General features: G+C 36.7%; 14 protein-coding genes. All 14 read right to left on the reverse strand.

Annotated features, from left to right (window positions below; translation table 11 throughout):
• Positions 1–13: 13 nt before the first annotated feature.
• Positions 14–1,198, reverse strand: coding sequence for a glycosyltransferase (locus tag H6G92_RS26370; RefSeq protein WP_190897363.1), 1,185 nt, complete (start codon positions 1,196–1,198; stop codon positions 14–16).
• A gap of 66 nt (positions 1,199–1,264) precedes the next feature.
• Complete coding sequence (locus tag H6G92_RS26375) at positions 1,265–2,599, reverse strand: O-antigen ligase family protein (protein WP_190897365.1); 1,335 nt, start codon at positions 2,597–2,599, stop codon at positions 1,265–1,267.
• A 10-nt stretch (positions 2,600–2,609) separates the two neighbouring features.
• On the reverse strand, positions 2,610–3,725 hold the full coding sequence (locus H6G92_RS26380; protein ID WP_190897367.1) for a glycosyltransferase family 4 protein: 1,116 nt from the start codon (positions 3,723–3,725) through the stop codon (positions 2,610–2,612).
• Positions 3,726–3,727: 2 nt separating this feature from the next.
• The gene (locus H6G92_RS26385; RefSeq protein WP_190897478.1) at positions 3,728–4,393 is read right to left on the reverse strand and encodes a class I SAM-dependent methyltransferase; all 666 of its coding nucleotides are present in this window, start codon (positions 4,391–4,393) and stop codon (positions 3,728–3,730) included.
• Positions 4,393–5,520 carry a glycosyltransferase family 4 protein gene (locus H6G92_RS26390; RefSeq protein WP_190897480.1) on the reverse strand — a complete coding sequence of 376 codons (1,128 nt, stop codon included), beginning with the start codon at positions 5,518–5,520 and terminating at the stop codon, positions 4,393–4,395. Before H6G92_RS26390 ends, H6G92_RS26385 begins: the two co-directional genes overlap by 1 nt.
• 24 nt (positions 5,521–5,544) lie before the next feature.
• Positions 5,545–6,513: a glycosyltransferase gene (locus tag H6G92_RS26395; RefSeq protein ID WP_190897482.1), complete on the reverse strand. Its 969-nt coding sequence runs from the start codon at positions 6,511–6,513 to the stop codon at positions 5,545–5,547.
• Between the two features lie 34 nt (positions 6,514–6,547).
• Positions 6,548–7,522 carry a hypothetical protein gene (locus H6G92_RS26400; RefSeq protein ID WP_190897484.1) on the reverse strand — a complete coding sequence of 325 codons (975 nt, stop codon included), beginning with the start codon at positions 7,520–7,522 and terminating at the stop codon, positions 6,548–6,550.
• 43 nt (positions 7,523–7,565) lie between these two features.
• Entirely contained in the window at positions 7,566–8,294 is a 729-nt protein-coding gene (locus H6G92_RS26405; protein ID WP_190897486.1) for an FkbM family methyltransferase, read from the reverse strand.
• A gap of 44 nt (positions 8,295–8,338) precedes the next feature.
• Positions 8,339–9,196, reverse strand: a complete 858-nt coding sequence (locus H6G92_RS26410) for a glycosyltransferase family 2 protein (protein ID WP_190897488.1) — start codon at positions 9,194–9,196, stop codon at positions 8,339–8,341.
• A 9-nt stretch (positions 9,197–9,205) separates the two neighbouring features.
• Positions 9,206–10,408, reverse strand: a complete 1,203-nt coding sequence (locus H6G92_RS40910; protein ID WP_190897490.1) for a glycosyltransferase family 61 protein — start codon at positions 10,406–10,408, stop codon at positions 9,206–9,208.
• Between the two features lie 92 nt (positions 10,409–10,500).
• Complete coding sequence (locus H6G92_RS26420) at positions 10,501–11,409, reverse strand: glycosyltransferase (RefSeq protein ID WP_190897492.1); 909 nt, start codon at positions 11,407–11,409, stop codon at positions 10,501–10,503.
• Between the two features lie 24 nt (positions 11,410–11,433).
• On the reverse strand, positions 11,434–12,126 hold the full coding sequence (locus tag H6G92_RS26425) for a class I SAM-dependent methyltransferase (protein ID WP_190897494.1): 693 nt from the start codon (positions 12,124–12,126) through the stop codon (positions 11,434–11,436).
• Positions 12,127–12,172: 46 nt separating this feature from the next.
• Positions 12,173–14,452, reverse strand: coding sequence for a glycosyltransferase (locus H6G92_RS26430; RefSeq protein ID WP_190897496.1), 2,280 nt, complete (start codon positions 14,450–14,452; stop codon positions 12,173–12,175).
• Between the two features lie 331 nt (positions 14,453–14,783).
• Positions 14,784–15,746, reverse strand: coding sequence for a hypothetical protein (locus H6G92_RS26435; protein WP_190897498.1), 963 nt, complete (start codon positions 15,744–15,746; stop codon positions 14,784–14,786).
• Positions 15,747–15,758: the final 12 nt, after the last annotated feature.

Below are 15,758 nucleotides of genomic sequence, written 5' to 3' on the forward strand. Positions count from 1 at the left end.
TATCAAACTATTTTTAGTGAATATTAATTGGCTGAATAATTACCTTATATATTTCTATAAGCTCTTGGGCAATATGATTCCAGCTATATTTGTCTGAAACCAATTGACGAGCGCGATCGCCCATTTTTTTTGCCTGTTGAGGATTGCTGAAATAACTTTCTAGAGCATCAGCGATCGCTGCTATATCTAAGTCTGGAACGTAACCTAGTTGGTTTTGTTTGACAACAGAAGCTAAAGCGACACCAGGAGTTACGAGAACAGGAACGCCTACAGCTAGTGATTCTAAAACTGAGACAGCAAAGTTTTCTGAATAAGAAGTCAGAACAAAAAGGTCAGAACCTTGCATCAATATATCTTTGGCTTCACCTTGGACAAATCCTACAACAAGGGTGCGATCGCGCAATCCACTCGAAACCAGCAAAGATTCTATTTCAGCTTCGTAATCTGGAGTGCCGTTGCCTGCAAGTATAAAAGTAAATCGGTGGTGAGTCAGTTTGCTCAAAGCCGGAATCAGATACTCTAAACCTTTTTTATAATGCAGCCGAGATAAAAACAAAATCACAGGCTCGTCTGGGGGAATGTTAAACTTTTGCCGCAGACGCTGACGAGCATCAACAATTTTGGTTGGTAAAGATATTCCCAGAGGTAAGACAACATTAGGTTTTTGCAGTCCCAGTAAGGATACTTCTTGCTGTTCCTTCTCGGAGGTAAAGTGAATTATTTGACTGCTGTCAAGATTTGCTTGTTCTATAAGTTTCAGGTAGGTTTGCTTTTTGTGCGTACTTTGTTGTAAAGACCACTCACATAGTAAACCATGTGTAGTGACTATGTAAGGAACATTTTTCAGACGGGCGATGGCCATTGCGATCGTTGATGCATAGGAAAAAAGAGCATGGACATGTACAAGCTCATACTGAGAAATATTTTGCCAAAGCCATTGTGTCAACTCGCCACTGAACGCATATTCTCTGACTGGTTTAATATTCGGTGAAAAGCGGTGGAAAAATCTAACTGGAACATTATTATATTTAATAAGTTTGCAAAGAGGAACATCAAGTAAATTATCGCCATCATCATTAGTTGTGGCAATTTCAGTATCGACATTAGTTATTTGCAATGCCTTTACCATATCTAAAACAGCTTGACTCGTACCACCACGAACTTTTGTAATAGAAGGAGTAACGTGAAGAATTTTCATTAACAATAAATGATAGGTGAAAAATAATTATATATAAAAATTAATCCTATTTTCCAAAGCCGAATTTTATATTTTCTGCGACAATAAATACTTCTTTTCCATCCGATCCAAATCAAGTAAATATTTTCCCAGTGATAAATACATCAGCAGTGAAAAGACAGGAAAAGACAGATTACCTAAAAGAATAGCTTCTGAAAAGCTTCCTACCAAAAGACCGGCTAAACCAGCTATCACAGTACTACTATGCAAAAAATAAGTAGGTTTTGTATTACTTAATTTATGCAGTTCAAACATCATCTTCAAACAGCCTAACCCCATCATGACTATCGGTATAAATCCGATCAATCCTGTAGTGTCTCCAGCAGCTAACCAAGAATTTTCTCCAAAAACCAAACGTCCTCCGTACAAAGGGGAACCAAAGAATGGATTACTCATAAAGCCATTCCACATCCCACTCCAAGCTCCTTCACGTGTATTTGCACCTGAAATGAATCGATTACTTGCTGGCGTGCTTTCGGTAATGGCTTCCGGACTTATGAACCAAAAGATGACACCTAATAAGACACCAACAAATAAGCCTAAGCGTAGTAAAGATCCAGCTCTATTACGATAGAAAAATAAAATCGAACTGATTCCCATAATTGCACCAGTCCGAGAACCTGTGAGAAATAAAAAGTATGCAACAACAAGTAAAAGAGCGATCCATAAAGCTTTGATCCAGTCCCATTTTTTCCGGCTTTCAATGAGAAACATGAAGCAGGGAACGGTGCCTGCTAACAGTGCAGCGGCATGTTGTGAATTACCAGTAGTTCCTAAGAATCTACCTTGCACAAATGTCATTGCAGACATATTAAATCTTCCTTGATAAGCACAGCCGATAGCAAAGATGACACCGGCCATTGCTAATGACCAAACACCTAAGCGGAAATTGTGTTCATCCTGCAACCACCGGGAAGGGCCTAACTTAAACATCAGCACAATTGCCCCAAATGTAATTATTGCAAGTAAGGCAAAAGCTACATCACCATAAATTAGAACCTTAAAAAAAACTGCCACCTGAAATGCGATTAAGTAATAGACTGGCTGGGGAATAATTATTCGCCGCCATCCATTCCGTGTTTGCATTCCCAATATGATAAGTAAAATCAGGAGAACTATTGTCACGGGGCGACCCATATCGCGTAGCTGTTGCAAGGGAAAAACTAAAGGTGGTGGTTCAGTTATCCATTCATCTTGATATTTTCCTAAGGAAGTTGCATAACAGCAAAATGCGAATAATAGCCAAGCTAAACGCCGGGAGCGTGTAGCTTTATCCAATATGAAAAGACCGATGACAATACCCAATATGCCATAAGGGCTAAGGATGAGGTCAAGAAGTTTGCTAATAGGATCTGAATTCATGCTTGAAAATTCATGCCAAATTTTCAGTGACCAGATTACTTGTATTTTGCTTAATTGTTTTCATCTGATGTACATTGTGTAATAATTCTTGCCAACGAGTTGCCCAAATATCGGCAGCGTAAGGAGCTGCTAATTGTTGCGATCGCTTTCCCCAAGTTGGTAAATCAGCATAGTTCTGGTGTAAAGTCAACATTGCCTTAGCTAAAGTTTTTGGCTGTTCTTTAGGTACAGTTAAACCATTATACCAAGGTCGAATTACCTCAACCGCAGAACCACAAACATCAGTACAAATAATAGGTAATCCAGCCGCAGCAGCTTCTACTAAAGCTAGCGGCCAAGGATCGAATCGACTGGGCAAAATAAAAGCTCCTGCCGATCGCCATACGGCTTGCATTTGGGATGGTTGTAAAAATCCGCGATTTTCAATTCCTGGTTTTCCCTCAATATGTGATGCCAATGCTCCTTGTCCACAACATACCAAAGTCCAAGGATTAGATACTTGAGAACGATAAATTTGGTAAGCTTCTACAAGGACATCAATTGCTTTAACTGCAACGTAGCGACCAACAAATAAAAATGAACGCGGCCATTGGGACTTAAGGCGTTGTTCGTACAATGGAGACCAAACATCATAATCAATACCATAAACTCCATTTGTTATATTTGCTCTTTCAATTCCTAAACGTGAAGCATATTGCCAACTACGTTCTCCAGCAACAACAACACTATTTATTGATTGCAAGTAAGAACGAAGAAACAAAGGAGCTAAATGTTGTTTCCAATTACCCCACCAAGGGGTATCCATCGTCATCACTAAGGCTTTTTGAGATAATTCCGAAGCAAAAGCTAACTGACGATAAGGTTTATGTAACCAACCGCAAAGAACAATTACATCTGGAGATTCTGCCAACACTAAACGTTTGATGAAATTTGCATCTTGTCTTTCTTTGATATCCAAAAGTCGGCAAGGAATACCCTGCATCAATTCATCGGCAAATGCTGTTTCAGTACGAGCTTGAAAGGCAATGACAAATACATCAATTTCTAGTATTTGATGTAAAGTTCGCCAGCAGGCTGCCATATAACCAGAGATATCAGACCAGCAAAAAACAACCTTAAGACCCATATTTATTTACTACATTGAATGCCAAGTTCATTTTCCCAGCGTTGTGGATCTTCTACCTCAGAAAATACTGAAATACCATAATCTCCTAAGTAAGCTCTACGTATTTCTTTAAAGCCTACATTTTCGAGTTCAATTGATAGTGATTTATAATCCCACATCCATAAATGTTGAGTGCCACTCAACCATTCTTTCAGGAAGGCAATCAAGTCGTGTTGACGATTTTCTTTGCCTAACCAAGTGACGCGCATAAATTCTAATGCCGCATCAGCAGATGTTGAATTAACATACTGTCGAGCCATAAATTCGAGATCGGGTAAAACAAAACGAAATATCCCGCCTGGTTTCAAATATTGATAACAGTTTTGTAGAGATAAACGTAGTTCGTTCAACGTCAGATGTTCAAATATGTGTGAACAATACAAATAATCAACACTTGCTTCTGGTATGGGTAAACCCTTGACAATATCCCCGTACTTGACATTTTGTGGGTATCTACCAAACGGACCAGAGGGTATTAAGTTACCGATCATTGGTAATTTTTGTAAGCGCAGTGCCGGACTAGAATCAAAATTGATCCATTGGCTAGGAGCGCATAGACCACAACCAAATTGGACAGATTGTGGTTTTGTGATTAAGGAGGTGCTGTTTTTTTGGCCGATCGCTAACATTATGCAAACTCTTTAAATGCAGTTATCAATCTATTTACACAACGTGACCAAGTATATTGCGCTGCGTGTTTATGTCCTCGCTGAACGTATTCTTGGCGCAGAGACGAATTATTATTAATATTTAGCAAAATATCTACAATTTCATCTGTTGCCTCTGGGTTAACTATAATACCAGCATCTCCAACCACTTCTGGAAGCGAAGCTAGATTTGCAACAATGGCTGGAACACCAGCCGCCATTGCCTCAAGAGCAGGTATACCGAATCCTTCGTATGGAGATAGGAAAAGTAGAGATGATGCTCCACGTAGGAGGTGAGGCAAATCTCCATCTGGAACCATACCCAACAAAGTCACGTTGGAATATGCCTGAACAATATCGGCATATTCTGGTTCCGAATCTCCAGCAAATACAATATTTAAGTCGCTTTTGCACCTTTGGAGTGATTCTACAACTGCCAAAACATATTTAGCTCCTTTTTTCTGACGTAAACCACCGATTACGAGGACGTAAGGGTTTTTTACAGGAATCTCTAATTCTTTTGGGTTGACGGAGGCAACATCAAAGAAGGATTGCTCAACACCATTTCCAACCACGATAATTTTCTGCGGATTAGCACCTAATAGTTCTACCATCCGCTGTTTAGAAAATTCTGATACAGTAAACACTAGCCGACATTCCGACAAAGCCCGACGCAGCCAGCGTTCCCACTTGTAGCGAAACCATCGATGTTGCCAAGTACCAGACCAGGGTAAATTTGGTTCTAATGCTTGGATATCATGAATAGTAACCGCGATCGGACACTTTGATACTGGAATATAGGTTTGCATTGGAGCATAAAGCCAGTCTGTTTTATCAGAAATGTAGCGATCCATACGAGGAAAACCAAAAAGTTTCCAGGTGCGCTCCGTTGAATTTTCTGGTGAAGGAAAGGTAAAAAAAGGAAGGTCTCGCAAAGGGCTACGTGGGTCAAGTTTCCTATCAGGATTTAACCATTGCTGTGAAAAAAATAACTCTAGATCTATTTCCTCTTGGACTGCAAGGCCTAATAACATTTGGTTGATATGACGACCGATTCCCGTACAAGGAAGGTAGGTGCTTATAGGATGAATATAGGAAGTAATTTGCATTTAATTCAGTTTAATTAAAAATAATTACATTGTTTTGGCGAACAATCGATCTAAGGTTCCCTGCAATCCTCCTACACCTACCATACATGTATATAAATTCTGCAAATATGCTGATTCATTTTTGCTATTTTGAGTTAATAACATTGCTACTCCATATCTGAAAGCCAGATATGAAAATCCTAGTAAAGATTTTAAGAAAATAAATATAGTTAATTTATCTTGGAGATAAATTCTAGAATTTCCAAATCCTAAACCTGCTATTTTAAAAAAGTTAGAGCTTAATTTGTTAGGAGATACCCAATGGTGAACTAAGGCTTTGGGAACATAAATAGCTTTAAAATCAGCCTTTTTAGCTCGATAGAGATATTCGACTTCATCTCCCCGGTTGATTTTATTATTTTTATTTTGGATGCCTGTATGCATTAATCCAAGTTGTTCGTATACATGGCGTCGAAACGCTAAATTCGCCGCAATTGGACCCGGTAGATCGACTTGTATAACCTGATTCCCTAAATCATAAGCAGAAAGTAGTATTTCTAATTGAGGATTTAACCATTCTGGTGGTTTTACTGCTTCCCACCAAAGCAAAATTCGACCACCAACGATATCTACAGAGAAGTTTTCAAAAGCCTCTACTAATCCTAGCAGCCATCCTTTATCAAACTGCACATCATCATCGACTATGGCTAAAATTTCACCTTGAGATTCTTGGAGACAGCGATTCCTAGCAATATTAGCTCCAGGTTGAATTTCATCAAAAAACTTTAAGGTGTAAGGAAATGTTTTTTGATACTCAATCAATAAATTTAGAGTATTATCTGTACATGCATTAGCTGTAATAATAACTTCTAAATTTAGATTGGCAGGTATCTCAACTTGAGCAAGACTGTCTAAAGTTTTTTTCAATAACCAATCTCGATTATGAGTAGGAATAAGAACTGAAACTGATTGAATTTTGTTGTTTTGTATTGAGCTTGGCTCTGAAACTAACATATATTTAATCCCTGAAAATTAATTTTATAAAATTTTAGAATTTATAGCTTTTCCGCAATTGATGATATAAAGTATTAACTAAATAATTACTGCGTAAAAATTCAAATGGTAGTCTCCAAAAAAAGTCTAAAATAGTACTTATGTAAAGTGTGAGGTACTTTGGAAGAGGTTGTTTTGCTAACAAGTATTTATAAAATAAATCTCTATGAGACATGAGGGAGTTCATTTTATATCCTGCCCAATGCAAAAGAATAATTTGCTTATTATGATCTACACGACCAAAGTTCCATAAAAAGTATTTCCCATTAGCTTGGTAAATTTTACCTAGCTGAGGCGCCCACCCATGTTGACAGATTCCGCCAAATACTTCTGCAAAGTGACCATAACGCACGGGCTTCATGTCACAGCAGTAGTTGATAAAGACTTGATCTGTATTGCGGGGGTTGAGTTGATCTCTGATTTTCATTGCACTCTGGGCTAGTTCTTCAAACTCCTCTATTGAAAACAATCCCTTACGAGAAGCCCAGCGACCAGAGTTGAAGCCACGTCCTAGATTTTGCTTTAACAGTTCTTGACGAAATTCTCCTCGTTCGTAAACTTCGTCAATAGCACAGTCGTAATGCAGAAAATCAAATCCAAGGGTTTTTGTTGCTTCGATGAAGGGTTGAAGATTGGCTAACACCAGTTGTCGAGCATCTAAGTACATGAAATAGTCTAGAGGTCCCCAAAAGGATGCATAGCGTCTGAACCAGTAGCAACCAGTAGGGGTGTAACCAAGCTCAAATGCTTGACCAATGGACTCTAGGCGAGAAAAACAGGGGTCTGTGTATACTTCAAACTTGTAGGTATCACTCAATTTTAAAATGCGATCGCACTGTTCGTTAAATGGAATGAGGATTAATCGTAAATCTCGGTTAAACTTTCTGAAGCTGTTGAGAAAAGCGATCGTCCAGTCATAAACAACATCATTCGCAGAAAAATAAACTCCAATGGCTGAACTATATGCCATATTTTTCTAATTTAAACCTCCAGGAAACTAATTGATTTTGAAGTTAAATCATACTTAAATTGCCATTGGCATACAAAACATTACAATACCATATAGATGGTTTGCTACCTGCGGTATGACAGATATCATAGAAGCCAACTGCTTTATATCCATGCTCGTAAAGATATTCGTTTAACTCACAGAAATAGGTGTGTGTTTTTTCTGTAGGATCGAAAGTTGCTTCTGATAAAATAAAATCGATTCTATTTTCTAGGAGCATAGATTTAGCACCTCTGAGGACTTCTAAATCATATCCCTCCGTGTCTGTTTTTAATAAATTAATCCGCTTTATCCCTTTGATATCACATATATTATCAATAGTCTCTACCATCACTTCTTGAGTCTTTTTAGACTGTACTTGTAATGCCGAGCTATGAACTGTATTCAACATAGAATTTACTAAAGATTCTTCACTTAATTCTATTGTAATTTGACTTGGTTTCGAGCCAAAAGCAAATTTATTCAAAGTGACATTTGGTAATCCCGAACAGTTTTCTTTTAATTTTTTAAATGTTGATTCAATAGGTTCAAAAGCTTCTACACGAGCATTAGGAAAATATTGCTTAATTTCTATTACTGTCTGACCAATATTTGCACCGACATCAAAAATTATTTCTATAGGTGTTTCTCTAGACCAAAATATTAAATCATGCATCAAATGAAAGCCACGTTGCTTACGTTGATGAAGTATATCAAAAGCAAGATTTTTAATTAAATTACGAAATAATAACATATACTATAACTCTCCAAATCTTTAATCGATAAAATTCAAAAAAATTAACCTGTTTGACGATATTTTCTCAGAGCCAAAACCCATTTCTTTGGTAAAAGATCGCGTATTTTAACCATGTTCTTCCAAAGGAAAAAACCATAATATTCCTTTAAGAAATATCTATGTCTTTTCAAAGGGCTAACAATGCGTTTACTGATACGCCATCGTTCTCTAGTGTAAGTGAGAAGATTTCTGCTACCAGCATCAGAAGCATCAAATTTTGAAATTAATATCGGAATCTCTTTGAATTTATAGCCATCTGCATACAGTCGAACAAGAAAGTCATGATCTGCACACCAAACAAATGATCTATCGAATAAGTATTGTACTTGTAGTTTTCTTTTTACAAAAATACTTTGGTGACAAGTCGGAATTTCACGCCATATATCTAAAATATGACGAGGCTTATTCTGAAAAACACGTGTTTGATATTGATCAACTAAAATAGATTCAAATCCTCCATACACAACATCTTCTGAACCATTAAGATGTTCTGCAACCAGAGCCAAGGTATCGTCTGCAAAGAACTTATCACCAGAATTCATAAAAATTATCCAATCTCCGGTAGCGATCAGAGATCCTTTGTTCATAGCATCATATATGCCACCATCTTTTTCGCTAACCCAGTAGGATATTATCTCATTTTTTTGGCGCAGAAATTCTACCGTACCATCCTGAGAACCACCATCAATGACGATATACTCCACGTTTTCATAAGTCTGAGAGATAACATTTGAAAATGTTTCACTTAAATCTTGAAGCCGATTATATGTAACTGTAATCACAGAAATACTTGGCAAGCTTTTGTCCCAAGTTTCCTGTTTTTTGAACGTTCTTATGCTACCGGATTTTTTGCTTGTCATTGGTCATACTTAGTGATAATTAACTTCAGCTATTTTTAACAATTGAGCTAAGGAATCTATATTAATTAATATGTTTTCAGCCATGTAATGAGGATCGCAAAATTTATCTGGATTTTCTCCATCTCCTATTAAGTAATAATAATCAAGTTGCATATTATTTGAAAGAACCCAATAACAGACATTTACATAATTCGGTGAAAATAACTCAATAACTTTAGTTCCAGGAGAACAGAAAACGAGATTGGATAACCCAGCACCATGAGGAGCCACAATCACAGAAGCAGAGGCTAAAACTGAAGCTTGTTCAGCTACTGACATCTTTTCTAAAAAAATTACTTCAAAGCCGAACTTTTTTAAAAATGGAACTAATTCATCTTCATTTATGACTCGACGAACAGCTGCGCGATCGCGACTTATATAAATCAGATTTCCTTTACCTACTTTTTCAATATAATTACTAACTAAAATTTTTATTTTGAGAAAATCACAAGCCCATTTGGGGATATTTCCTGTCTGTCCTGGTAGGGAAGGTACAACTAATTGTTTAGCTTTGATGTGAGGAAATTTACGACTTTCTATAATTTTTTCTTCAGGAATACCTAAAATTTCTAATGTTTCCTTCTGAAAAGAAAGATTTAAGCTATTAACTAAGAACTTGTCTATATGACTGAAATCGATTTCAGCTTGTTTGAGTAAATGAATGCGTGGTAAAACGTCAAACATCCAATGAAAGTATCCTTCGCCTCCAGCAGCTGATAAAACAGCAACAGTTCCATCTACGTAATGTAGATTTGGTAATCTCCAAGATTTGAGTATTGAATGCTCGCTGATATCTCTACCAATTTCCAAAGACAAATCACCCAGTAACTTATCATCTGGGGTTATAACAGTACCATTATGACCCCATACACGGCCTTGTGGTATTACAGTCACAAATGTCTCTGGATATTCATGACTATACTCTATCTCAAATTTCCAGTGAACTTCATCTTTGATGGTTTTCGGAAATTTTCTATGTATTGAACTTGGAGAAGATATGCTGATAAAACTTCCTTGACTTTGTTTGTTGTTTTTTTTAAAATTTAATAGCCAATAATCCTTAGCCTCTTGATAAAAGTCTTTTGGAGGACCTAAAATTTCGGAACTTATTGGTAGCTTGCGAAGCAAATTTATATATGAAAAATATGTAGCTTTGAGAGTTTTTTTTAGCACATTAAAAAATCTAATTTAAAAAACATATTTTATAATTTTTTTAACGTTACCGATCATATCATAAATACTCCTTTATCAATTAATCTATTTTGCTAATTACCAATCTCTTTCAGAGCTAGTCTTTTACCTTTTTGTGCAGCTTCATGAAAACGAGATATTCTCAAACCATATCTGATACCTAAATACAGCGAATATATCTTTGACGATCGCCAAAAAGATTGAGGTGAAATAGTACCTCGAAAATATGCCAGCATAATTTGTGAGTAAGCTAACCCTTCTACTAAACGCAAGAGATAATCTTCTTTTAAACGGTTAGCAGGTATTAAATGAATCAGCTTGAGTGATGCAAACAGCCCTGTACCTAAACCCATATCACAAGCTGTAAATGCTAAGTCTGAGTCTCCACAAGAGGTAAGCATTTTACCTTTGCGATCCATATTTGCTCGTTGAGGATTGTTACGAACTAACTCGCTGTATTTTTCAGCAACAACCTTGCGAATACAAAGCCCAGCCCCGCATGGGGTTGTTTCATACTGCTCTATTAAATTAGACCAGCGATCGCGCTCAAACTCTCGAATTGCCAAATTTCCTAAATAAGGTTTTGTCCAAGACGGAGGTGTTACTTCAAATTCCGCTTTAATTTGTCCACCCCAAGCACCAATGAATGGAAAATCTTTACTAATTCGCCATGTGGTTTCTAAATAATCTGAATCTAAAACGTTATCATCATCAACAAATACTATTACTCCAGCCGTAGCTTCTCGCATTCCTCTGAGCCTAGCCGCAGTCAATCCCAGTTGTTCTTCTCGAATATGACGAGCTTGGGGATGCCAACTTAAATCAATTTCCGTAGCTAGAGGGCGATCGCTCGCATTATCAACTAACAAAAGTTCCCAAAAATCTTTGGATAAAGTTTGAACTTCAAGTGCTTGTAAAACCCTTTCTAAATAGTTCTTACGAGGATTGTGGGCACAGATAACTATACTGAGAGGTAATTCCATACAATAATGATTTTAGGCTTTGTTTTAAAATGCTGAATGTTCAAATTCTAAACAACCCTTTTCTACTTTACGTAGCCAAAGAAGATTATCAACTTGTCCGCCAAACTTCCAGTTACCGCTAGCCAGAGCTTCACCAATTGTTCTAGCTACACCTTCAAAAGCAATACAATCATGGAATGCAAGAATACCTCCTCCGACAATCCAAGAACTTGCTTTTTCGTAATCATTTTTTGCTCCTTGGTAACTATGATCGCCATCAATAAAAACGAGATTTAAAGAATGCCCACCAAAATCTGAAGGTCTAAGTTCCTGACTATTCTTTCTGATGGCAGTGATGTGTTGAGCTACTGCCTTAGTATTATTTTTAAATTCATTTAATGTATCTCTTTCACCCTCTGGCATAGTTTGATTTTCCCAAGTATCAACACAAAACAAGTGTCCATTTTTGGGAGAGACAGCAGCAGCAATATAACAACTAGATGCTCCTAAATAAGATCCTATTTCTAAAACTTTTGCAAATTCTCCTAGATCCTTGCTTAAGATGTAGAGCATATTTAGCTCATGAGCAGTCATGTGTGTGTTTATATTATTTTTAGTTAAACAACCTAGTTTAGTCAGTTCCCTATTAATTGAAGAACTTTGAAAATCAATTAATAATTGTTCTGCTCGCCAAATTAAGTGATGTGATACCTTGTAAGAAAAATCACTAACTTTCATTTTTTAATCTCCTAACCTATATATTTTTTTCGGTTTGAACTAGAAATCAATGTTTTTGTTCAAAAATGGCATAACCATTACGTAAATCAGTATTTTGAGTAAGTACTAAATAATTAGAATCTAAAAGCAATTTTTGATAAATTTTGTAGCTATAAAATGTATTTATATCATCTAGCAACATAAATTTATAGCCAGACAATTCATTTTCTAATTGTTCAATACTTGTGCTGGTTTGAGAACCATCGATTAAGATAATATCAAAAACATTAATATTATTTTCTTCTTTAATTTTCTTAATAATTTTACTTAGTTCTTGAGGTAAATTATCTAAAGAAAGAGATGGAATATTATAGTATTTGACAAGAGATTCAGCAAGATAACGCTTTTGTAGCTTCTTAAATTGAGGAGTAGAAATATTGACGCAAAAGGCAATTGGCTTGTTTGGGTTCTCTGTAATACCCGTTAAAAGCGCCTCGGTAATAATTTCTCCACTAGATGCTCCTATTACTAAAGCTGTTTCAATATCTTTTTCCTTGACCATTTTGCGGATTGTCTGAAAAAAATCATCAGATTTTATCGTGGAAAATTGGTAAGGAAGGAAATAACCAAATCTAGTTTCTAAACGAGATAAAGGTTGACGTAGTAATGTTTTTAAATTTGATGTTAGCCATTGCTTAAAGGCCGTTTTATATGGCGTTAATTTTACCAAATTAGATAATTTTACAAAAGATTTTGTTTGTTTTTTTAATGAGTGAGATTGTAAAGAAGCCGAACCACTCAACAATTTCACGAAATCGAATTGTTGACATGCTGTAAGCATAGTACAGAGGCGATCTAGCCATTCTTGGAAGCTTAGATTAGGCAATTGATGAGCGCTACAGCGGTACTTTAATGGTTCACTGTACGGTAAAGTATCTTTATTTATTAGAGTATTAACGACCCAACGAGTACGCTCAAGTTCAGGATGGGAAAGAGAGGGATACTTATGAGCATAGTCGATGGCATCATTTAATTTTCCTTGACAAAGGAGAGAAATAATCAAATAAGCCCACTCTACAGGATCAGGAGCTAATTCTTTAGATATATCAAGAGTCCATTTAATTGGCTGAGTAATCCAATCGTATGCTGTTGCTGCATTTCCTTTGTAAAGGCTACACAATGCCAATCGTAATTTTGGTTGAGACTGATAATCTACATAATTTAGGCATTTAAGATAGCAAGCTTCTGCTTCATCGTATTTACCTGCCCAGAGTTTTTCATCTCCTTGATGGAAAATCGCTTTATCTAATGCATTAACAATAATAGGTGAATTTTTAATGCCTGATGATATATCTACGATCGCCATTGGTTCAAAAGGATTGTTCTGAACAATTCTTTGATTTGGTTTGAGTTGCTTATGGAGATTAAACCATTGCCAAATTTGATCTCGTTGTTTAAATGTATGCTGTGAATGAACTAGTTCATAGCCTGCATTGATAATTTTTTCTAGTTCATCTTGGTTCTGAAATAAATAATCAAGTTTATCTAATATGTCGTTTTCATCAGCAAAGACGCAGTTTTCCATATCTACAAAACCTGCGGCTTCAACAGTTGGATTGTTTTCTGTAATTAAACAGCATTTGGCTGCGGGAACCTCCAGAAGTTTGCGAACCAAATCTCTGGCCATTGAACCACATCCTGGTGAAAACCAAGAAGCATTGATTGTCCGAGCATACTGTTCGCCAAACATCATTCTTGATGTTTCTCGAGTTTCTAAATATCCCAGATGCGGGCAAATTAAAGATGGATAATACTTCGATACAATCTTGTTAATTTTTATTCGCCAAGGGTAGAGTAAACTTTGGTTGCCACTGATGATAATCGGTATGTTTTTAGACTCGCCATAGTCTTTAAATATATCAGAATCTATAAAATTTGGCCAGAAAAATAAGTTTTCAACAATTTCTGGAAGATACTCAGTTAAAGAAATAGATATGGAGAAAAATGTTTCGATTCCCCAATTTTCCATATCAGCAAGGAAGGCCGTATGAAATCCACAACAAGCATCTCCGTTATAAAAACCTAGCTTGGGGATTTCTGGATAAGCAGAAGTATTTTGAATATGTCGTTGAGAAGTATATGATGCAATACCACTTTCAAATAAGGTGATATCTGGTTGATATTTTTCACAGACCTGCTGATAGTCATATTCTTCATTAATAACAATGACTTCAAAAAATTCTCTTAGACATTTAACGTGCTGTTGCTTTAAGGCGCTGTAGAATTTAGCCGATCCTTTATTAACCCATTGAAAAAAAACAAGTTTTGGTTTATTAATGTTATACATAATTTTTTCCTTTATATAGTAACAATAATTTGAATGCTGGATTTTATTCTTTTTATAGAGTCTGATGAAATAGAGGTGAAATAATGGTTTTTTTGTAAAAATTTTCGCTTTCAACTAAACGATCGCATGAATTAAAATCTTCATGCGATCGCGTATTGATATTTTGTTTGGACTGCGATCGCGCTGCTAATCGCTTTACTCATTGGGGTTTTTACTCCTGACCCTGAATTAGTTGGCTATATCTCTCCTCAAAACATTAAGAGTTCTGTACTTTACCTACAGGAGCATGAACAATTTACAGCACTACGTAATACAAAAGGTTGCTGCAATACTATAAAAATGCAAACTTTTCGGCTGCAAAATTTATTACTAACCCCATGTTGCCAGTTTTCACGTCTACCGTATACACAGCAGTGTTTTTTCCATTACTGTCAGGAGCAAGCGCATACAATTGACCATCAGAAGAGAAGGTTAAGTCTTTGAGATCGTAAGAGAGTGGGCGTCCTTTAAAGCTCAGTGGGGCCAATCTTTTAATTTTGAGGTTGCCAGTAATTATGGCTTTCTCCTGCAAGTTTATGGAGATTAGACATGGGAAACCTTCTGAGCCGATCTCAGTTGCAAAAATATTTCCATTCATATCTTGGCATAGGTTAGCGAATCGATGGGTGGGCGGCAATGAGGGTAAGGCCAGTTCGTCACGGGCAAGAACTTTACCGCTTGTGAAATCGAGCGTCTTAAAGCTAAAAGGCGGAACGCCCTCATTTCCCACGAGGCACAGAAGTTGATTATTAGGAAGGCTGAGCAAACTTTCAACAGTTTCATTGGATCTCTTGAAGCCTAGTACTTTTTTCGCTCTAAATACAGGGATAGTAGCGTTTCCTATAGTAAAAGTCAGATGGTTGAAATAACCATTTTTGGTGCTGGAGACTGTAGAAATTACAAGAGTCCCATTTTTTAGGACTATCGCTTTTGTAATCCGGTTATTATAGCCATTGACAAAGAAAGCCCGAGGGTTTTTCGGAACAGGCAATGGATTTTCAACGGACAGAGATAACTGACTGACCTTAGAGAGAATTTTTCCCGTTGCTAGTTCAGCAGTACTCAGCTCCAATTCTGGAGTTTGGTTTTCCCTGCTTTGATTGTTGGATTTACTCAGGAGGTTTACTGCATAAAGAATTTTCTGCTTGGTGTCCGGCTTCTGAGCAACTGCCTTACTAGAGAGACCAGCAACAACAGTAGAAGTTAAACTGGCAGCTGCGAGCTGCCCAAATTGTCGTCGTTTCAATGATGGCATTACCATACTCCT

Origin of the sequence: Nostoc foliaceum FACHB-393, assembly GCF_014698505.1 — a bacterium.
GTDB lineage: Bacteria > Cyanobacteriota > Cyanobacteriia > Cyanobacteriales > Nostocaceae > Nostoc > Nostoc foliaceum_A.